At 58.6% G+C, this 20,796-nt stretch carries 18 protein-coding genes; 16 read left to right on the forward strand and 2 right to left on the reverse strand.

The features are described 5' to 3' along the window. Positions 1-13 precede the first annotated feature (13 nt). The 13 genes from ACEQFP_RS02565 (at position 14) to lpxC (ending at position 16,160) form a co-directional block, all read left to right on the forward strand. On the forward strand, positions 14-1,771 hold the full coding sequence (locus ACEQFP_RS02565; RefSeq protein WP_005282615.1) for a peptidoglycan glycosyltransferase FtsI: 1,758 nt from the start codon (positions 14-16) through the stop codon (positions 1,769-1,771). Then, positions 1,758-3,245 carry a UDP-N-acetylmuramoyl-L-alanyl-D-glutamate--2,6-diaminopimelate ligase gene (gene murE / locus ACEQFP_RS02570; RefSeq protein ID WP_116605275.1) on the forward strand — a complete coding sequence of 496 codons (1,488 nt, stop codon included), beginning with the start codon at positions 1,758-1,760 and terminating at the stop codon, positions 3,243-3,245. Before ACEQFP_RS02565 ends, murE begins: the two co-directional genes overlap by 14 nt. Continuing rightward, entirely contained in the window at positions 3,242-4,618 is a 1,377-nt protein-coding gene (gene murF, locus ACEQFP_RS02575; protein WP_097364125.1) for a UDP-N-acetylmuramoyl-tripeptide--D-alanyl-D-alanine ligase, read from the forward strand. Before murE ends, murF begins: the two co-directional genes overlap by 4 nt. Then, positions 4,612-5,694 carry a phospho-N-acetylmuramoyl-pentapeptide-transferase gene (gene mraY, locus ACEQFP_RS02580; protein ID WP_005282621.1) on the forward strand — a complete coding sequence of 361 codons (1,083 nt, stop codon included), beginning with the start codon at positions 4,612-4,614 and terminating at the stop codon, positions 5,692-5,694. The genes murF and mraY overlap by 7 nt, the downstream gene beginning before the upstream one ends. A 1-nt stretch (position 5,695) precedes the next feature. Further along, a complete protein-coding gene (murD, locus tag ACEQFP_RS02585) occupies positions 5,696-7,012 on the forward strand; it encodes a UDP-N-acetylmuramoyl-L-alanine--D-glutamate ligase (protein ID WP_005282623.1) in 1,317 nt (438 codons plus the stop codon). Between the two features lie 89 nt (positions 7,013-7,101). Beyond that, on the forward strand, positions 7,102-8,256 hold the full coding sequence (gene ftsW, locus ACEQFP_RS02590) for a cell division protein FtsW (RefSeq protein WP_230456011.1): 1,155 nt from the start codon (positions 7,102-7,104) through the stop codon (positions 8,254-8,256). Continuing rightward, on the forward strand, positions 8,253-9,332 hold the full coding sequence (gene murG, locus ACEQFP_RS02595) for an undecaprenyldiphospho-muramoylpentapeptide beta-N-acetylglucosaminyltransferase (protein WP_005282646.1): 1,080 nt from the start codon (positions 8,253-8,255) through the stop codon (positions 9,330-9,332). Before ftsW ends, murG begins: the two co-directional genes overlap by 4 nt. 66 nt (positions 9,333-9,398) lie before the next feature. After that, positions 9,399-10,862, forward strand: coding sequence for a UDP-N-acetylmuramate--L-alanine ligase (murC, locus tag ACEQFP_RS02600; protein ID WP_035594318.1), 1,464 nt, complete (start codon positions 9,399-9,401; stop codon positions 10,860-10,862). A 6-nt stretch (positions 10,863-10,868) separates the two neighbouring features. Next, entirely contained in the window at positions 10,869-11,789 is a 921-nt protein-coding gene (locus ACEQFP_RS02605; protein ID WP_035594780.1) for a D-alanine--D-alanine ligase, read from the forward strand. Between the two features lies 1 nt (position 11,790). Further along, positions 11,791-12,654, forward strand: coding sequence for a cell division protein FtsQ (gene ftsQ, locus ACEQFP_RS02610; RefSeq protein ID WP_035598297.1), 864 nt, complete (start codon positions 11,791-11,793; stop codon positions 12,652-12,654). Further along, positions 12,651-13,907 (forward strand): cell division protein FtsA, encoded by a 1,257-nt coding sequence (gene ftsA / locus ACEQFP_RS02615; RefSeq protein WP_035598299.1) that lies wholly within the window; start codon positions 12,651-12,653, stop codon positions 13,905-13,907. Before ftsQ ends, ftsA begins: the two co-directional genes overlap by 4 nt. A gap of 69 nt (positions 13,908-13,976) precedes the next feature. Continuing rightward, positions 13,977-15,137 (forward strand): cell division protein FtsZ, encoded by a 1,161-nt coding sequence (ftsZ, locus tag ACEQFP_RS02620; RefSeq protein WP_005282657.1) that lies wholly within the window; start codon positions 13,977-13,979, stop codon positions 15,135-15,137. 105 nt (positions 15,138-15,242) lie between these two features. Then, complete coding sequence (lpxC, locus tag ACEQFP_RS02625) at positions 15,243-16,160, forward strand: UDP-3-O-acyl-N-acetylglucosamine deacetylase (protein ID WP_005282658.1); 918 nt, start codon at positions 15,243-15,245, stop codon at positions 16,158-16,160. 10 nt (positions 16,161-16,170) lie between these two features. Here the strand turns inward: lpxC and ACEQFP_RS02630 are convergent, their stop codons facing one another. Next, positions 16,171-16,716: a DUF721 domain-containing protein gene (locus tag ACEQFP_RS02630; protein WP_005282671.1), complete on the reverse strand. Its 546-nt coding sequence runs from the start codon at positions 16,714-16,716 to the stop codon at positions 16,171-16,173. Positions 16,717-16,762: 46 nt separating this feature from the next. On the opposite strand from ACEQFP_RS02630, the gene secM reads away from it, so the two are divergent. The 3 genes from secM (at position 16,763) to mutT (ending at position 20,541) form a co-directional block, all read left to right on the forward strand. Beyond that, on the forward strand, positions 16,763-17,254 hold the full coding sequence (gene secM, locus ACEQFP_RS02635; protein ID WP_005294861.1) for a secA translation cis-regulator SecM: 492 nt from the start codon (positions 16,763-16,765) through the stop codon (positions 17,252-17,254). A 75-nt stretch (positions 17,255-17,329) separates the two neighbouring features. After that, entirely contained in the window at positions 17,330-20,038 is a 2,709-nt protein-coding gene (gene secA, locus ACEQFP_RS02640; RefSeq protein ID WP_005294865.1) for a preprotein translocase subunit SecA, read from the forward strand. A 101-nt stretch (positions 20,039-20,139) separates the two neighbouring features. After that, the gene (gene mutT / locus ACEQFP_RS02645) at positions 20,140-20,541 is read left to right on the forward strand and encodes an 8-oxo-dGTP diphosphatase MutT (protein ID WP_109579199.1); all 402 of its coding nucleotides are present in this window, start codon (positions 20,140-20,142) and stop codon (positions 20,539-20,541) included. 47 nt (positions 20,542-20,588) lie between these two features. Here mutT and yacG read toward each other — a convergent pair whose 3' ends face one another. Continuing rightward, a complete protein-coding gene (gene yacG / locus ACEQFP_RS02650; RefSeq protein ID WP_035598304.1) occupies positions 20,589-20,789 on the reverse strand; it encodes a DNA gyrase inhibitor YacG in 201 nt (66 codons plus the stop codon). Between the last annotated feature and the right edge of the window lie 7 nt (positions 20,790-20,796).

Genomic DNA, 20,796 nt, shown 5'->3' on the forward strand with positions numbered 1-20,796 from the left:
GATTAAGGAATAGATGAAAGCGGTGCGAAAGATACGGCGTCAGGAGGAACAGGCCAGCTTTGTGAGCTGGCGTTTTGCGTTGTTGTGCGGCTGTATCCTCTTGGCATTGCTGGGTCTGCTGGCTCGGGCGGCCTACCTACAGGTCATTAGCCCTGAGCATCTGGTGCGTGAGGGCGACGCGCGCTCTTTGCGTACCCAAGCGATCCCGACGGCCCGCGGCATGATCAAGGATCGTGCCGGACGTCCGTTGGCGGTCAGTGTACCGGTTAATGCGATTTGGGCCGATCCTAAGGAAGTCAACGCGCACGGTGGGATCACGCTGGATACCCGCTGGCAGGCGCTGGCCGATGCGCTGGAGATGCCGTTAGACAAGATGTCGGCCCGCATCAATGCGAATCCACGCGGGCGCTTCGTCTATTTGGCGCGTCAGGTCAACCCGGCGATGGGGGAGTATATCCATAAGCTACGCCTGCCAGGGATCTACTTGAAGCAGGAGTCACGCCGCTATTATCCGGCAGGGCAAGTGACTGCTCACATCATCGGTGTGACCAATATCGACGGTCAGGGGATCGAAGGTGTGGAGAAGAGCTTCGATCGCTGGCTGACGGGGCAACCCGGCGAGCGTACGGTACGTAAGGATCGTTTCGGTCGCGTGATCGAGGATATCTCCTCGGTAGATAGCCTGGCGGCTCATAATCTGTCGCTGAGTATCGATGAGCGTCTACAGGCCTTGGTATACCGCGAGCTAACCAATGCGGTGGCGTTTAACAAGGCAGAGTCGGGGACGGCGGTGTTAGTGGACGTTAACACCGGTGAGGTGTTGGCGATGGCGAACAGCCCTTCCTATAACCCCAATAACTTGACCGATACCCCGCAAGAGGCGATGCGTAACCGTGCCATCACCGATATCTTCGAGCCCGGCTCAACGGTTAAACCGATGGTGGTGATGACCGCCCTGCAACGCGGCATCGTGCGTGAGAATAGCGTGCTCAATACGCTACCGTACTATGTTAACGGCCATGAAATTAAAGATGTGGCGCGTTATGCAGAGCTATCCATTACCGGGATTTTACAGAAGTCGAGTAACGTCGGTGTTTCTAAGCTGGCGTTAGCGATGCCGTCCTCGGCGCTGGTGGAGACTTACTCCAGCTTCGGGTTCGGAAAACCGACCAATTTGGGGTTGGTCGGGGAAAGCAGTGGCATATACCCAAATAAACAACGGTGGTCTGACATAGAGAGGGCCACCTTTTCTTTCGGATATGGGCTGATGGTAACCCCGTTACAGTTGGCGCGTGTCTATGCAACCATCGGCAGCCAGGGCATTTATCGCCCGTTGTCGATCACCAAGGTGGATCCGCCGGTACCCGGAGAGCGGGTGTTCCCCGCCGCGCTGGTACGTAGCGTGATACATATGATGGAAAGCGTTGCGTTGCCCGGAGGGGGCGGCGTCAAGGCGGCAGTGAAAGGTTACCGGGTCGCCGTAAAGACCGGTACGGCCAAGAAGGTTGGGCCCGACGGGCGCTATGTGAATAAATACATCGCCTATACGGCAGGCATTGCGCCCGCCAGCAATCCCCAATTTGCCCTGGTTGTGGTGATCAACGATCCACAGGCAGGGAAATATTACGGTGGTGCGGTATCTGCGCCGGTCTTTGGCGCCATCATGGGCGGGGTACTGCGCACCATGAACGTTGAGCCGGATGCGTTGCCCACGGGTGATAAGAGCGAATTGGTGAACAATAAAAAAGAGGGTTCAGGTGGCAGATCGTAATTTACGCGCGCTTTTGGCTCCTTGGGTGCAACAGGCCCCGGAGCGCGCTTTGCGGGAGATGACATTGGACAGCCGCGTGGCGGCCGCTGGCGATCTGTTTGTGGCCGTGCTCGGCCATTCGGCAGACGGGCGCCGCTTCATCCCGCAAGCCATTGCACAGGGCGTCGCCGCCATCATTGCTGAGGCCGATGGGGTCGCCGAGGATGGCTGCGTGCGTGAGCAGCACGGTGTTCCCGTGGTCTATCTTAGCCGCCTCAATGAGCGTCTGTCGGCGTTGGCAGGGCGTTTCTATGGCCAACCGGGTGATGACGTGCAGTTGATCGGCGTCACGGGGACCAACGGCAAAACCACCACCACTCAACTACTGGCGCAGTGGGCGCAGTTGTTGGGTGAGCGCGGCGCGGTGATGGGAACGGTTGGTAACGGTCTTTTGGGGCAGGTTTACCCCAGCGAAAATACCACCGGCTCTGCGGTCGACGTACAACATATGCTGCGTAACCTGGCCGATGAGGGGGCGACGCTGGTCGCGATGGAGGTCTCCTCCCACGGCTTGGTACAGAATCGAGTATTGGCGTTGCCATTCGTCGCCTCGGTGTTTACGAACCTGAGCCGCGATCATCTGGATTACCACGGCGATATGGCGCAGTACGAACAGGCGAAATGGCGTCTGTTTTCGACGCATCACAGCGGCGAGAAGATCATCAATGCCGATGATGAGGTGGGTCAGCGTTGGTTGGCGAAGTTACCCGATGCGGTGGCGGTTACCCTGGCCGATGCGTTGCCGCAAGCGTGGCCGGGCCGCTGGCTGGCCGCGCGCCGCGTGGACTACCACGACGGCGGTGCCACTATCGATATTGACTCCAGTTGGGGATGTGCGACCTTACACAGCCGCCTGATGGGGGAGTTCAACGTTAGCAACCTGCTGGTGGCGTTGGCGACGCTGTTGGCGCTCGGCTACCCGCTTGAGGCGCTCAGTGCCGTATCCGGTCAGCTACAACCGGTCTGCGGGCGCATGGAGGTGTTCCAGGCCGCAGGCAAACCGACGGTGGTGGTCGATTATGCGCATACCCCGGACGCCTTGGAGAAGGCATTGCTGGCCGCACGCCTGCACTGCCAGGGGCAGTTGTGGTGCCTGTTTGGTTGCGGTGGCGATCGCGATACGGGGAAACGCCCGCTGATGGGCGCCATCGCCGAACAGTATGCCGATCGTGTCGTGGTGACGGATGATAACCCGCGTAGCGAAGAGCCACGCACCATCATCAACGATATTCTGAGCGGTATGCTGGATCCGGGGATGGTGCAGGCTATCCCGGGGCGTGCCGAGGCGGTAACCGCCGCCATCATGCAGGCCGCGCCGCAGGATGTCATCCTGGTGGCCGGTAAAGGGCATGAGGATTACCAACTGGTCGGCAACCGCCGTCTGGATTACTCCGATCGGGTGACGGTAGCGCGCCTGTTGGGGGTGGTAGCATGATTGCGACGACATTACGCACCCTCGCCGATGCCATCGGCGCGACGTTATATGGGGATGATGCTCCGCTCGCGGCGGTGACGACGGATACGCGCAAGTTGACCCCAGGCTGCCTGTTTATCGCCTTGCAGGGGGAGAGCTTCGACGGCCATGACTTTGCGGCTCGTGCCTGTGAGGCGGGGGCTGCCGCGCTGCTGGTAAGCCGTCGCTTGCCGCTTGGCGTGCCGCAACTGCTGGTGGCGGATACGCGTCTGGCGCTGGGGCAATTAGCCGCCTGGGTGCGTAGCCAAGTGCCGGCGCGCGTCGTGGCATTGACTGGCTCGTCGGGCAAGACCTCCGTCAAGGAGATGAGTGCGGCGATCTTGGCGCAGTGTGGCAATGTGCTGTATACCGCCGGCAATCTAAACAATGATATCGGCGTGCCATTGACGCTCCTGCGCCTCGAACCGCAGCACGACTTCGCGGTGATCGAGCTGGGGGCTAACCATGTCGGTGAGATCGCCTACAGTGTGGCGCTGACTCGTCCACATAGCGCGTTGGTTAATAACTTGGCTGCCGCCCATCTGGAGGGGTTCGGTTCATTGGCCGGCGTCGCGCGCGCGAAAGGGGAGATCTTCTCGGGATTGCCCGCGCAGGGAACGGCGATCATCAATGCCGACAGCAACGATTGGGACAACTGGCAACAGGCCTTGCCCACGCAGCGTGTATGGCGGTTCTCGCCGCAGGCGGGGAGCGGTGTCGACTTCTATGCCAGCGAGGTGCGTAGCGAGGTGGATGGAACGCATTTTGTTCTGCATACCCCCACAGGCGAGATCGCCGTTACGCTACCGTTGCCGGGGCGGCATAACATCGCCAATGCGTTGGCGGCGGCGGCACTGACCATGTCGGTCGGTGCCTCGCTGACGCAGGTGCGCCAAGGCTTGGCTGGGCTACACGCGGTGCCGGGGCGATTGTATCCGATCCGCTTGGGCGAGCAGCAATTGCTGTTAGACGACAGCTATAACGCCAACGTCGGTTCAATGAGTGCTGCCGCCGAGGTCTTGGGCGCCATGCCTGGCTACCGGGTGATGGTCGTCGGCGATATGGCCGAGTTGGGCGCAGAGGCCGAAGCCTGCCACCGCCGTGTCGGTGAGGCGGCCCGCGCGGCAGGGATCGATAAGGTGCTGAGTGTCGGCGGATTAAGCCGACTGATCGGCGAGGCCAGTGGTTGTGGCGAACATTACATGGATAAGGGGGCAGTGATTGAGCGCCTGAAACACCTGTTATGCGAACATGCGGCGATCACCATTTTAGTTAAAGGCTCACGTAGTGCCGCAATGGAGCAGGTAGTACGAGGCGTATCTGTGCAGGAAATGCAGGAGAATCAATCATGTTAGTCTGGCTGGCCGAGCACTTGGTCAAATATTTCTCGGGCTTCAACGTCTTTTCCTATTTGACGTTTCGTGCCATCGTCAGCTTGCTGACCGCGTTGTTTATTTCGTTGTGGATGGGGCCGCATCTGATCGCCTGGTTACAAAAACTGCAGATCGGGCAGGTCGTCCGTAACGATGGGCCAGAATCACATTTTAGCAAGCGTGGCACCCCGACTATGGGGGGCCTGATGATCCTGACCTCGATTACTATTTCGGTGTTGATGTGGGCCTATCCCTCTAACCCCTATGTCTGGTGTGTGCTGTTCGTCCTTATCGGCTATGGGGTGGTTGGCTTTGTCGATGACTATCGCAAGGTGGTGCGCAAGAATACCGATGGGCTGATCGCGCGCTGGAAGTATTTCTGGCAGTCGGTGATTGCTCTGGTCGTCGCCTTCACCATGTACAGCATCGGTAAAGATACGCCGGCCACCCAGTTGGTGGTGCCCTTTTTCAAGGACATCATGCCGCAGTTGGGGCTGTTGTATATTCTGCTGAGCTACTTCGTCATCGTCGGCACCAGCAACGCCGTTAACTTGACTGATGGCCTGGATGGTCTGGCGATTATGCCGACAGTCTTCGTCGCCGCCGGTATGGGGTTGGTTGCCTGGGCTACGGGTAACGTTAATTTCGCCGCCTACCTTCACATCCCTTATATCCGCTACGCCGGTGAACTGGTGATTGTCTGTACCGCCATCGTCGGCGCCGGGTTAGGGTTCCTCTGGTTCAATACCTATCCGGCCCAGGTGTTTATGGGCGACGTCGGTTCGTTGGCGTTGGGCGGTGCATTGGGCACCATCGCCGTGTTGCTGCGCCAGGAGTTCCTGTTGGTGATCATGGGGGGGGTGTTTGTGATGGAGACCCTGTCGGTGATCTTGCAGGTGGGCAGTTTCAAACTGCGTGGCCAACGTATTTTTCGGATGGCCCCGATCCATCACCACTATGAACTGAAAGGCTGGCCGGAGCCACGCGTGATCGTGCGCTTCTGGATCATTTCGCTGATGCTAGTGCTGATTGGACTGGCAACCTTGAAGGTACGTTAATATGGCTGACTATCAGGGGAAGAAGGTCGTTATCATCGGGCTGGGGTTGACCGGCCTGTCTTGCGTCGATTTCTTCATCGAGCGCGGCGTCGTGCCGCGAGTGATCGATACCCGTCCGACGCCGCCGGGGCTGGACAAGCTGCCTGCGAGCGTCGAGCGTCATCTGGGCGGCATCGAGCAGTCCTGGTTGATGGAGGCCGATCTGATCGTCGCCAGTCCCGGGATCGCCCTCTCGTCGCCGGCGTTGGATCAGGCGGCGCAAGCCGGCATCGAGATCGTCGGTGATATCGAGCTGTTTTGCCGTGAGGCGCAGGCACCGATCGTCGCCATCACCGGTTCCAACGGTAAAAGTACCGTCACGACGCTGGTCGGCGAGATGGCGCACGCCGCCGGTTGGCCGGTCGGCGTCGGTGGCAATATCGGCGTTCCGGCGTTGACCCTGCTGAAACAAGAGTGCCGCCTCTATGTCCTGGAACTGTCCAGTTTCCAGTTGGAGACGACCCATAGCCTGAAGGCCGCGGCGGCCACGATCCTGAATGTCAGCGAAGATCATATGAATCGCTATCCGCTCGGGTTGCAGCAATACCGTGCCGCCAAGTTGCGGATCTATGAGCAGGCTCGCGCTTGTGTGGTCAATGCCGACGATGCGTTGACCATGCCGATTCATGGCGCCGATGCGCGTTGTGTCAGCTTCGGTGTCGATGTGGGCGACTACCATCTCAATCGTCAACAGGGTGAAATCTGGCTGCGGGTGCGTGGGGAGAAGATCCTCAATACCAGCGAGATGCAGCTCACGGGGATGCATAACTATACCAATGCTCTGGCGGCGTTGGCGTTGGCGGATGCCGTCGGTCTGCCTCGCGCTTCAAGTCTGAGGGCGCTGACCACCTTCCGTGGGTTGGCGCACCGTTTCCAACTGGTGCTTGATCATAACGGGGTGCGTTGGATCAACGACTCTAAGGCGACCAATGTCGGGAGTACCGAGGCGGCGCTGAAGGGGTTGCACCTGAATGGTACGCTGCATCTCTTGCTGGGGGGCGATGGTAAGGCGGCAGATTTCACGCCATTGTTACCCTATTTACAAGGGGAGCGTATTCGCCTGTACTGTTTTGGTCGCGATGCCGACCCGTTGATGCAGCTACGCCCCGAGGTCTCTTTGCGTTTCACAACCATGGAGCAGGCGATGCGCGCCATCACGCCACAGTTGCGCTCTGGCGATATGGTGTTGTTGTCACCGGCTTGTGCCAGCCTGGATCAGTTTAAAAACTTTGAGCAGCGCGGCGATGAGTTCGCCCGTCTGGCACGGGAGTTTGGCTGATGCGTCTGCGTCTCGCGCTACCTCGTCCGCGCCTGCCGCGTCTTTCTCTGCCGTTGCTCGGCGGGATAGCACGCCTGCATGACTGGGTGATGGGCGTTAGAGAATCGGATAACACCGGAGCGGTGTTGTACGATCGCACGTTACTCTGGCTAACCTTTGGCTTAGCGGCGATGGGCTTCATCATGGTGACCTCGGCCTCGATGCCTATCGGCCAACGTTTGGCCGACGATCCGTTTCTGTTCGCCAAGCGTGATGCGATTTACCTGACCTTGGCCTTTGGTCTTGCCATGGTGACGCTGCGGGTTCCGATGGCATTTTGGCAGCGTTGGAGCAATGCCATGTTGCTGTTATCGCTGGTGATGTTGCTAGTGGTCTTGGTCGTTGGTAGCTCGGTTAACGGTGCCTCGCGTTGGATTGCGTTGGGGCCGTTACGTATTCAGCCGGCGGAGTTCTCCAAGCTATCGCTGTTCTGTTACCTCGCCAGTTATTTGGTGCGTAAGGTCGAGGAGGTCCGCAACAATTTTTGGGGCTTCTGTAAGCCGATGGGCGTCATGGTGGTGTTGGCGGTGCTACTGCTGGCGCAGCCGGATCTCGGCACGGTGGTGGTTCTGTTCGTCACCACGCTGGGGTTGCTATTCCTCGCCGGTGCTAAGCTATGGCAATTCTTGGCGATCATCGGATCGGGGATCTTTGCGGTGATCCTGCTGATTATCGCCGAGCCTTACCGTATGCGGCGTGTCACCTCGTTCTGGAATCCCTGGGCCGATCCCTTCGGCAGTGGTTACCAGCTGACTCAGTCATTGATGGCCTTTGGCCGTGGTGAGTTTTGGGGACAGGGACTGGGTAACTCGGTGCAGAAATTGGAGTATTTGCCTGAGGCGCACACCGACTTTATTTTCTCCATTCTCGGTGAAGAGCTTGGCTATTTCGGTGTGGTTCTTACCCTGTTAATGGTATTCTTCGTCGCTTTTCGTGCGATGTCTATCGGACGCCGTGCGTTAGAGGCCGACCAGCGTTTCTCCGGTTTTTTGGCGTGCGCCATCGGGATCTGGTTCAGCTTTCAGGCGCTGGTTAACGTTGGGGCGGCGGCAGGAATGTTGCCGACCAAAGGGTTGACGTTGCCGCTGATCAGCTATGGCGGTTCCAGCCTGATAATCATGTCGACGGCGCTGGTATTTTTGTTACGTATTGATTATGAGACCCGTCTGGCGAATGCCCAGGCGGTCGTTAAGGGGTCACGATGAGCGGTGCGGCGAATCATCAAGGAGCAAAACGCCTGATGGTCATGGCGGGAGGAACCGGGGGGCATGTCTTTCCCGGTTTGGCCGTGGCGCACTATTTGCAGGCTCAAGGATGGCAGATCCGCTGGTTAGGTACCGCAGATCGCATGGAGGCACAGTTAGTTCCGCAGCACGGCATCGAGATCGATTTTATTCGTATCTCCGGCCTGCGGGGCAAGGGGATTAAGGCCCTGCTCGGTGCGCCGTTTCGTATCCTGCGCGCGGTATTGCAGGCGCGCCGTATCATGCGGGCGTATCGCCCCGATGCAGTCTTAGGGATGGGGGGCTACGTTTCCGGGCCGGGGGGATTAGCCGCCTGGTTGTGTGGCATCCCTGTGGTGCTGCATGAACAGAATGGCATTGCCGGTTTGACCAACCGTTGGCTAGCAAAGATCGCTAAGCGTGTGTTGCAGGCATTTCCCGGCGCCTTCCCCGATGCGCCGGTGGTGGGGAATCCGGTGCGTGAGGCGGTGTTGGCCTTGCCCGCCCCTGCTCAGCGCCTGGCTGGACGTAGTGGGCCGATCCGCGTGTTGGTGGTCGGCGGTAGCCAGGGGGCGCGTATCCTGAATCAGACCCTGCCTCCGGTGGCGGCGCGTCTGGGCGATCGTGTCACCCTATGGCATCAGACGGGCAAGGGAGCCCAACAAGAGGTCGAGGCGGAGTATCAGCGTTTAGGCCTGCATGAACATCGGGTCAGCGAGTTTATCGATGATATGGCGGCCGCGTATGCCTGGGCCGACGTCGTGGTATGTCGTTCCGGTGCGCTGACGGTGAGCGAGATCGCCGCCGCAGGCTTGCCGGCATTGTTCGTCCCCTTTATGCATAAAGATCGTCAGCAGTACTGGAATGCCGCCTCGTTGGCGCGCGCCGGTGCGGCTAGCATTATTGAGCAACCCGATTTCAACGTCGAGACAGTGGTGGAGACGTTAGCGGGTTGGGATCGCCCCACCTTGCTGCTGATGGCCGAGAAGGCCCGGGCAGCCGCCATCACCGATGCGACCCAACGTGTCGCTCAGGTGATCTGTGACGTGGCGCGTTAGTTAATCGCAACCGGGACGGTGAGCCGGCTCGGATTAAAGTTAAAACGGATTACAGTGAATAAGACAGTGAATACTCAACAGCTTGCCAAACTGCGTACCATGGTGCCCGAGATGGGCCGCGTCCGCCACATTCACTTTGTCGGTATCGGCGGCGCCGGTATGGGTGGGATTGCAGAGGTGCTGGCGAACGAAGGGTATCAAATCAGCGGTTCCGATCTGGCCCCTAACGCGGTGACGCAGCAACTGAGCGAGTTGGGCGCGCAGATCTATTTTAATCATCGCCCTGAGAATGTGCGCGACGCCAGCGTGGTAGTGGTCTCCACCGCTATCGCGGCCGATAATCCGGAAATTATCGCCGCCCGCGAGGCGCGTATCCCGGTGATCCGTCGCGCCGAGATGCTGGCGGAGCTGATGCGTTTCCGCCATGGTATCGCTATCGCCGGTACGCATGGTAAGACGACGACAACGGCGATGGTCGCCAGCATCTATGCCGAGGCGGGACTGGATCCGACTTTCGTCAACGGTGGATTGGTGAAAGCAGCGGGGACGCACGCGCGTCTCGGCTCTAGCCGTTATCTGATCGCGGAGGCTGATGAGAGCGATGCCTCTTTCCTCCATCTGCAACCGATGGTGGCGATCGTCACCAACATCGAAGCCGACCATATGGATACCTATCATGGCGACTTCGAGAACCTGAAACAGACCTTTATCAATTTTCTGCACAACCTGCCCTTCTATGGTCGGGCGGTGTTGTGTATCGATGATCCGGTGATCCGTGAGCTGTTGCCACGCGTCGGGCGTCACGTGACGACCTATGGTTTCAGCGAGGATGCGGATGTGCGCATCGAAGAGTACCGTCAGAGCGGGGCGCAGGGGGGCTTCTTCCTCTGCCGTCAGGATCGTCCACGTTTGGCGGTGACCCTGAATGCGCCGGGGCGCCACAATGCGCTGAACGCCGCCGCCGCCGCCGCCGTGGCGATGGAGGAGGGGATCGATGATGAGGCGATCCTGCGCGCGCTGAGTGGTTTCCAGGGAACGGGACGCCGTTTCGATTTCCTGGGCGAGTTTAGTCTACAGCATGTGAACAACCAACCGGGACAGGTGATGTTGGTGGATGATTATGGCCACCATCCGACCGAAGTGGATGCGACGATTAAGGCCGCGCGTGCCGGCTGGCCGGATCGTCGCTTAGTGATGGTCTTCCAGCCGCACCGCTTCACCCGTACTCGCGATCTGTACGATGACTTCGCTAACGTGCTGTCGCAGGTGGATGTGTTGCTGATGCTGGATGTCTACCCCGCGGGAGAGAGCCCTATCCCGGGGGCGGATAGCCGCTCGCTGTGCCGGACTATTCGTGGGCGTGGCAAGTTGGATCCGGTGCTGGTTTCGGAGCCGGCAACCCTGGCACAGGTACTGGCTCAGTTCCTACAAGACGGCGATCTGATCCTGACCCAGGGCGCCGGCAATATTGGCCGCGTGGCGCGTGTGTTGGCGGAGCGCCGCCTGCAACCGTCCTCGACAACGGAGTAAGCGATGATGGCGGAAAAAGTAGCGGTATTGCTGGGCGGTACCTCGGCGGAGCGCGAAGTCTCGCTCGAATCGGGCCAGGCAGTAGTGAATGGTCTGAAACAGGCCGGGATCGATGCTTATCCGGTTGATACGCGGGCCTTCCCTGCAACACAATTGCGTGACGCCGGTTTTACGCGCGTCTTTATCGCGTTGCACGGACGTGGCGGCGAGGATGGTACCCTGCAGGGCGTGTTGGAGTTTTTGCAACTCCCCTACACCGGCAGCGGCGTGATGGCCTCGGCATTAACCATGGATAAGCTACGCTCTAAACAGGTGTGGCAGGCGGCGGGATTACCGGTCGCCCCCTATGTGGCGATCAGTCGCGAGCAGTTCGATGAGGGGCTGACCATGGATACGCTGCGTGAGATTAACGATCTCGGGCTGCCGTTGATCGTCAAGCCCAGCCGTGAAGGCTCCAGCGTCGGGATGAGTAAGGTTAACGAGCCGTGCGAGTTCGATCCGGCGTTGGTCGAGGCGTTGCGTCACGACGACGAGATCCTGATCGAGAAGTGTCTGGTGGGGCCGGAATATACCGTGGCGTTTATCGGCGATGAAATTTTACCGTCGATCCGTATCAAAGCGGCGGGGGAATTCTATGATTATGAGGCCAAGTACCTGTCGGATAAGACCGAATACTTCTGCCCCAGCGGCTTGAGCGCCGAGCAGGAGCAGTCATTGGCGACGTTGGTGAAGCGGGCCTACCAGGCGTTAGGGTGTAGCGGTTGGGGCCGAGTGGATGTGATGCAGGATGAGTCTGGCCGCTTCTGTCTGCTGGAGGTTAACACGGCGCCGGGCATGACCAGTCACAGTCTGGTGCCGATGGCCGCACGCCAAGCCGGCATGAGTTTCTCGCAGTTGGTGGTACGCATTTTGGAGTTAGCGGATTGATATGTCTCAGGCAGCCCTGAATTCGCGTGAGCCGAGCGGCTCGCCCCGTAGCCGTAATACTCTGCGGCGTAGCAACGGGATGCGTCTGGCTGGGATGGTGTTTCTGCTGTTGGTATTGGCGGCGATCGCCTCGGGGGGATGGATGGTGGTCAACTGGATGAAAGACGCCAGTCGGATGCCGATGTCCAAGCTCGTGGTGACGGGAGAGCGTCACTTCACGCGTAACGATGATATCCGCCAGGCCATTCTGGCTCTGGGCCCACCGGGGACCTTCATGACCCAGAATGTGGACGTGATCCAGCAGCAGATTGAGCGGTTACCGTGGATCAAGCAGGCCAGCGTGCGTAAGCAATGGCCGAATGAGCTGAAGATCCACGTGGTGGAGTATGTCCCTGTGGCGCGTTGGAATGACTTGCGGTTAGTGGATAGCGATGGCAAGTCGTTCAGCGTTCCGGCCGATAGAACCGGCAAACAGCCATTGCCGTTACTGTACGGACCGGAGGGCAGTGAAATGGACGTCCTGGATGGTTATCGCGCGATGAGCAAGACGCTGGCGAAAGATAACTTTACGCTGAAGATGGTGGCGATGAGTGCCCGTCACTCCTGGCAACTGGGGTTGGCCGACGACATCCGCTTGGAGTTGGGACGCGAAGATGTCACCGGGCGCTTGGCCCGCTTCGAGGAGCTCTATCCGGCATTGCAGCAGCAGGCCGAGGCTACGCATCAGCGTATCAGTTATGTGGATCTGCGTTATGACAGTGGCGCTGCGGTAGGCTGGGCGCCGGCGTACAGCGATACGCCGCCGTCCGCTGCAAATCAGCAACAGAATCAGCAACAGAATCAGGCACAGGCTAAACAACAATGATCAAGTCGACGGACAGAAAACTGGTAGTTGGGCTGGAGATCGGTACGGCAAAAGTCGCTGCGCTGGTAGGGGAGGTTCTGCCCGATGGCATGGTCAATATTATCGGCGTGGGCAGTTGCCCGTCGCGCGGCATGGATAAGGGCGGCGTTAACGATTTGGAGTCGGTGGTAAAATGCGTACAGCGTACCATCGATCAGGCCGAGCTGATGGCCGATTGCCAGATCTCGTCGGTCTATCTGGCGCTTTCCGGTAAGCATATCAGTTGCCAGAACGAGATCGGTATGGTGCCGATCTCGGAGGAAGAGGTGACTCAGGAAGATGTGGAAAACGTGGTTCATACCGCAAAATCGGTACGAGTTCGCGATGAACACCGCGTTTTACATGTGATTCCTCAGGAATATGCCATTGATTATCAGGAAGGGATTAAAAACCCGGTGGGGCTGTCCGGTGTGCGCATGCAGGCCAAGGTCCACCTGATTACCTGTCATAATGATATGGCGAAAAATATTGTTAAGGCGGTAGAGCGCTGTGGGTTAAAGGTCGATCAGTTGATTTTTGCCGGCCTGGCCTCCAGCTATGCGGTCTTGACCGAAGATGAGCGTGAGCTTGGCGTCTGCGTGGTCGATATCGGTGGTGGCACCATGGATATGGCGGTCTATACCGGTGGTGCCCTACGCCATACCAAGGTGATCCCTTACGCGGGTAACGTGGTGACCAGTGACATCGCCTATGCCTTCGGTACTCCCCCGACGGATGCCGAGGCGATCAAGGTGCGTTATGGCTGCGCCCTCGGCTCGCTGGTAAGTAAAGATGAAAACGTCGAAGTTCCGAGCGTGGGAGGACGTCCGCCACGGAGCTTACAGCGTCAGACGCTAGCCGAGGTGATCGAGCCGCGTTATGCCGAGCTGCTAAACCTGGTAAACGATGAGCTATTGCAGTTGCAGGAGCAGTTACGTCAACAGGGCGTGAAGCACCACTTAGCGGCGGGAATTGTGCTGACGGGCGGTGCTGCACAGATCGAAGGGTTAGCCGAATGTGCTCAGCGTGTCTTCCATACCCAGGTGCGTATCGGACAGCCATTGAACATCACCGGCCTGACGGATTACGCTCAGGCGCCGTACTACTCTACGGCGGTTGGGTTGTTACATTACGGCAAAGAGTCTCACCTGAGCGGTGAGGCCGAAGTCGAAAAGCGTGCCTCAGTTGGCAATTGGTTTAAGAAAATCAATGGCTGGTTGAGAAAAGAGTTTTAATGTTTGAAAAAAGGGATCATTCTACGCGTTAATGATTCCGCAGCGACAGGCACAAGACGGAGAGAAACTATGTTTGAACCAATGGAATTAACCAATGACGCGGTGATTAAAGTCATCGGCGTCGGCGGTGGCGGTGGCAACGCCGTTGAACACATGGTGCGTGAACGCATCGAAGGTGTTGAATTTTTTGCGGTGAATACCGATGCGCAGGCTCTGCGTAAGACGGCCGTTGGCCAGACTATCCAGATCGGGAGCGGTATTACTAAAGGACTGGGCGCCGGCGCCAATCCGGAAGTCGGACGTAACGCGGCGGAAGAGGATCGCGAAGCGCTGCGCTCGGCGCTGGATGGCGCCGATATGGTCTTCATCGCGGCCGGTATGGGTGGCGGTACCGGTACCGGTGCAGCACCGGTAGTGGCGGAAGTGGCGAAAGAGTTGGGTATCCTGACCGTCGCCGTGGTCACTAAACCCTTTAATTTCGAAGGCAAACGTCGTATGGCCTTCGCCGAGCAGGGGATCGCCGAGCTGTCTAAGCATGTCGATTCGCTGATCACCATCCCTAACGATAAGCTGCTGAAGGTGTTGGGGCGCGGTATCTCGCTGTTGGACGCGTTCGGTGCGGCTAACGACGTGTTGAAAGGCGCCGTGCAGGGTATCGCCGAGCTGATCACTCGCCCGGGTCTGATGAACGTCGACTTTGCTGACGTGCGTACCGTGATGTCTGAGATGGGCTACGCCATGATGGGCTCCGGCATGGCCAACGGGGAAGATCGTGCGGAAGAAGCGGCCGAGATGGCCATCTCTTCACCGCTGTTGGAAGACATCGATCTGTCTGGCGCGCGCGGCGTGTTGGTCAACATCACCGCAGGCTTCGATCTGCGTCTGGATGAGTTCGAGACGGTGGGTAATACGATTCGTGCCTTCGCTTCGGATAATGCCACCGTGGTGATCGGTACTTCACTCGACCCGGATATGAACGACGAGCTGCGTGTTACCGTCGTCGCGACCGGTATCGGTATGGACAAGCGTCCGGAGATCACCTTGGTGTCCAACAAACAGGGGCAGCAACCGGTGATCGATCAGCGCTACCAGCAGCACGGTTTGTCGCCGTTGCCGCAGGAGAGCAAGCCGGTCGCCGCTAAAGTGGTTAACGATCAGAGCGTGCCGAGCGGCAAAGAGTCTGACGATTACCTGGATATTCCGGCCTTCCTGCGTAAGCAGGCCGATTGAGTATTGGGGAACTCCGCTCTTTGTGCTAAACTGTCTCGCCACCTTTAATGTATAGTCATTATCATTTAGAGGTGGTTGGACGGATAAACACTGCGAGATAACACGATGATCAAACAACGGACCATAAAACGTATCGTTCAGGCGACCGGGGTCGGGTTACACACCGGCAAGAAAGTCACGCTGACCATGCGCCCGGCGGCAGCAAATACCGGGATCATCTATCGTCGCACTGACTTGAATCCTCCGGTTGATTTCCCGGCCGATGCCAAATCGGTACGTGACACCATGCTCTGTACTTGCCTGGTTAACGAGCATGATGTGCGTATTTCCACCGTGGAGCACCTGAACGCAGCCCTGGCTGGGTTGGGGATCGATAACTTGGTTATCGAGGTCGATGCGGCAGAAATCCCGATCATGGACGGCAGCGCCGCGCCTTTCGTCTTCCTGTTGCTGGATGCCGGGATCGACGAGCTGAACTGCGCCAAGAAATTCTTGCGTATCAAGCAGGCGGTGCGGATCGAGGATGGCGATAAGTGGGCTGAGCTGGCACCGTACAACGGTTTTAGCTTGGATTTCACTATCGACTTCAACCATCCGGCCATTGATGCCAGCACGCAGCGCTACAGTCTGGACTTCTCCGCCGATTCATTCGTGCGTCAGATCAGCCGTGCGCGTACTTTTGGTTTCATGCGTGATATCGAATATCTGCAGTCACGTGGTTTGTGCCTGGGCGGCAGCTTCGATTGTGCCATCGTGGTCGATGACTATCGCGTCTTGAATGAAGATGGTCTGCGTTTTGAGGACGAGTTCGTTCGCCACAAAATGCTGGACGCTATCGGTGATCTGTTCATGTGCGGACATAACATCATCGGTGCCTTTACCGCGTTCAAGTCTGGTCATGCCCTGAATAACCGCTTGCTGCAAGCCGTCCTGGCTAAGCAAGAGGCTTGGGAGCTGGTGACGTTCGAAGATGGCGAGGAGATGCCGCTGGCATTCCGCGCGCCGTCAACCGTGTTGGCCTGACGGGTTTCCCTCAGGAGCGGCGGTTCTTATCGCGACTGGTTGTGTCGGTACTCTCTCCGGCCAATGCAGCCAGTCGTTCCAACTTCTTGCGTAATCCCTCCGGGCTTTGGCTCGCCAACCAACGTAGCTGCTGCGCGCTCTCGGCGCTCAATGAACGGGTGACCGTCACTTCTCGTGCCTTGGCCTCCTGTGCCAGTTGTGAGGCTGTGTTCAACTGCGCATTTTTCCCACATTGACGCATCAGGTCTGGATTAATCCTGGTGTCGATCGATGACAATGATGGTAAAATCTCTCCTCTGAGTGCGGAAAGTAGGCGGCTCTGCTCATAGCGCAGGCGCATTAGCCAACTGGCATTAGCCACTTCCAGCACCAGAACGCCCTGGCGAAAGTTGGCGACGCGACAGAACGGTTGGAGCGGCGTCGGCAGTAGGGCTTGTACTGCCCGATCGAGTCGGAGTAATGCCACTGCGCGTTGCTGAACGTTTTTGAGGATGCCGTCAGCGGCGGCATTGTCATCCAGCAGGGTATCCAGGGATTGTGGGCGACTATCACGCATAAATACGGCTCCGCGGCTATATAGGGCTATTGATTCGGTACGGCATGTGATTGCTATTCTAAAGCGTTGGCGACAGTTTGGCAGACGTTATTTTTGGCCGCATCTCCTGTGGGGGATGGTGGCGGCGACGCTTGGCGTGCCGTCGTTGGCCAATGCCGAACAACCGCGCCCTTCCGCGCAGACCATTACGCTCCAACGCCTGATCGCCGCGCACCATAGCCATGCGACGCTGCAACTGCTCTCCGGCAAGCGGCGAGGTCATAGCGTCGATTACTGGCATCAATATGCCCTGCGTATCGCGATTCGCCAACTGAGCACGCCCAGCGTGGCACTCCGTAGCCTATCACCCGAGCAGCAGTGCCAGCATCTGGTCTTGCTCTCTTCGCTCAGCTCGCTACTGACCCGTCAACCCCCGCGTTATGCACAGCCTCATCCTCAGCCGTTACCACGCGAGGCGTCACAGCCTACGATGCCGCTTCCCGCGCTCTGGTTGGCCCGTATCCAAGGGATCCGGGCGGGACCCGGCATCGCCGTCTAATTTAATTTCTTGCGTTTCTTTTTTGTCCTATTTTGACCCGGGCGGCCGATGCTGCCCATGAGAGATTACATAATTATGTTAATTAAATTATTGACCAAGGTTTTTGGCAGCCGTAACGATCGAACCCTACGCCGCATGCGTAAAGTGGTTGAGCAGATCAACCGCATGGAGCCGGAGATGGAGCAGCTCAGCGACGAGCAGCTCAAGGGCAAGACCGTCGAGTTTCGTGAGCGTCTGGCACAAGGCGCCTCGCTAGAAAGCCTGCTACCGGAAGCGTTCGCGACCGTCCGTGAGGCCAGTAAGCGCGTGTTTGGTATGCGTCACTTTGACGTGCAGCTGCTGGGCGGTATGGTGTTGAACGAGCGTTGCATCGCCGAGATGCGTACTGGTGAAGGTAAGACCCTGACCGCGACCCTGCCAGCCTACCTCAACGCCTTAACCGGCAAAGGGGTTCATGTCGTGACGGTCAACGATTACCTGGCGCAGCGTGACGCCGAAAACAACCGTCCCCTGTTCGAGTTTCTCGGTCTGAGCGTCGGTATCAACCTGCCGGGGATGGCTGCGCCGGCCAAACGCGCCGCCTATGCCGCCGACATTACCTACGGTACCAATAACGAATACGGCTTTGACTATCTGCGTGACAATATGGCATTCAGCCCGGAAGAGCGCGTTCAGCGTAAGCTGCACTATGCGCTGGTGGATGAGGTGGACTCCATCCTGATCGACGAGGCGCGTACCCCGCTGATCATCTCCGGCCCCGCCGAGGACAGCTCCGAGTTGTATATCAAGGTCGACAAGCTGATCCCGCACTTGAAACGCCAAGAGAAGGAGGACTCCGACACCTTCCAGGGCGACGGTCACTACTCCGTCGATGAGAAGACCCGTCAGGTGAACCTGACGGAGCGTGGTCTGGTGCTGATCGAAGAGCTATTGGTCGGCGCGGGCATCATGGATGAGGGCGAGTCACTGTATTCGCCGGCTAACATCATGTTGATGCATCACGTTACGGCGGCATTGCGCGCCCACGCGCTGTTTACCCGCGACGTCGACTACATCGTCAAAGAGGGTGAGGTGATCATCGTCGATGAGCACACTGGGCGTACCATGCAGGGGCGTCGCTGGTCCGATGGTCTGCACCAGGCCGTGGAGGCCAAAGAGGGCGTGCAGATCCAGAACGAGAACCAGACACTGGCCTCCATCACCTTCCAGAACTACTTCCGTCTGTACGAGAAGCTGGCGGGGATGACCGGTACCGCGGATACCGAAGCCTTTGAATTTAGCTCGATCTACAAGTTGGACACCATCGTCGTGCCGACCAACCGCCCGATGATTCGTAAGGATCTGCCGGATCTGGTCTACATGACCGAGCAGGATAAGATCGCGGCGATCATCGAAGATATCCGTGAGCGTACCGCCAATGGGCAACCGATCCTGGTGGGGACCGTCTCGATCGAGAAGTCAGAGACCGTTTCCCATGAGCTGAAAAAGGCGGGCATTGCTCACAACGTATTGAACGCTAAGTTCCACGCCAAAGAGGCGGATATTGTGGCTCAGGCGGGTCAGCCGGGGGCGGTAACCATCGCCACCAACATGGCCGGTCGTGGTACCGACATCATGCTGGGGGGGAGCTGGCAAGCCGAGGTGGCCGAACTGGAGGCGCCGACGCAGGAGCAGATCGATGCCATCAAGGCGGCATGGCAGGAGCGGCACGATGCGGTGTTGGCCGCGGGCGGTCTGCACATCATCGGTACCGAGCGTCATGAATCGCGTCGTATCGATAACCAGCTGCGTGGCCGTTCCGGTCGTCAGGGGGATGCGGGTTCCTCCCGTTTCTACCTGTCGTTGGAAGACTCCCTGATGCGTATCTTCGCCTCCGATCGTGTAGCCAACATGATGCGTAAGTTGGGGATGAAGCCGGGCGAAGCCATCGAGCACCCGTGGGTGACTAAGGCCATCGCCAATGCGCAACGCAAGGTGGAAAGCCGTAACTTCGATATTCGTAAGCAGCTGCTTGAGTATGACGACGTGGCCAGCGATCAGCGCCGCGCCATCTATACCCAGCGTAATGAGTTGCTGGATGGTGGCGATGTGGTCGATACCATCAACAGCATCCGGGAAGATGTCTTCAAACTGGTGATCGACAACTACATTCCGCCACAGTCGCTGGAGGAGATGTGGGATGTGCCGGGGCTGGAAGAGCGCCTGCGTAATGACTTCGATCTGGAGCTACCGATTGCCGAATGGCTGGATAAGGAGCCGGAACTGCACGAAGAGACGCTGCGTGAGCGTATCCTGAATATGGCCATCGAGCGCTACCAGAACAAAGAGGAAGTGGTCGGCAGCGAGATGATGCGTAACTTCGAGAAGGGGATCATGTTGCAGACTCTGGATTCGTTGTGGAAAGAGCATCTGGCGGCGATGGACTACCTGCGTCAGGGGATCCACCTGCGTGGCTATGCGCAGAAAGATCCCAAGCAGGAGTATAAGCGCGAATCTTTCGCCATGTTCTCGGCCATGTTGGAATCCCTTAAGTATGAGGTGATCAGCGTGCTGAGCAAGGTGCAGGTGCGGATGCCGGAGGAGGTTGAGGCGCTGGAGCGTCAACGTCGTGAAGAGGCCGAGCGTCTGGCCCGCCAGCAGCAACTGAGCCATCTGGACGATCAGAGCGCCGCCGCTCAGGAGATGGCCGCGCAGACTGGCGAGCGCAAGATCGGGCGTAACGATCCGTGCCCGTGCGGTTCCGGTAAGAAGTATAAGCAGTGTCATGGCCGTCTCACTGCCTAATGGCGTGAGGGTGTCACTATGACCATCGACAGGGAAGCGCGTCGCGCCTCCCTGTTTTTTTATCTCGCGAGCATGAAGAGAGGAGCGTAGGGGTGAAGCCAATGAATCAGACATTGCAGATCGCCGTCGGGATCATCCGCAATGCGCAGCATGAGATCTTTGTTGCCCGTCGTCAGGCAGGTAGCCACCTTGCCGGGGTGTGGGAGTTTCCCGGCGGTAAGATCGAGGCCGGAGAGAGCGCGCAACAGGGCCTGGCGCGTGAATTGTTTGAGGAGGTGGGCATCGTACCGCAAGCCGACGGCATACGCCTGTTACAGTGTGTCGAGCATGCCTTTAGCGATCGGCGAGTGATGCTGCATTTCTTCTTGGTCAGCGCCTGGCAGGGGGAGCCGTGCGGGCGTGAAGGGCAGGAGACGCGTTGGCTCGCCCAGCGGGCGTTGCGTGTCGAGGATTTTCCCGCGCCCAACCGCGTGATCGTGGAGTGGCTACGGACTCAAGATTAAGCGAAGCCGAAGACAGCGCCGCTGTTGCGGCGCTGGAGGGGGAGCGCTTAACGCTCCGCCCCCTCGCTCCATCCCTCGCTGTCGGAGTGCTCCGCCTCGCTAGCGATGCGTTTCTCCTCATTGGCCCATTCGCCCAGATCGATCAGTTGGCAACGTTTGCTACAGAACGGGCGGAAGGGGCTTTGCTCACCCCAGATAACCGGCTTGCCGCACGTCGGGCAGGCGACGGTGATGATCTCATTTTCCATTGATGAC

Origin of the sequence: Edwardsiella sp. A.80236, assembly GCF_044540725.1 — a bacterium.
Taxonomy (GTDB): Bacteria; Pseudomonadota; Gammaproteobacteria; order Enterobacterales; family Enterobacteriaceae; genus Edwardsiella; species Edwardsiella tarda.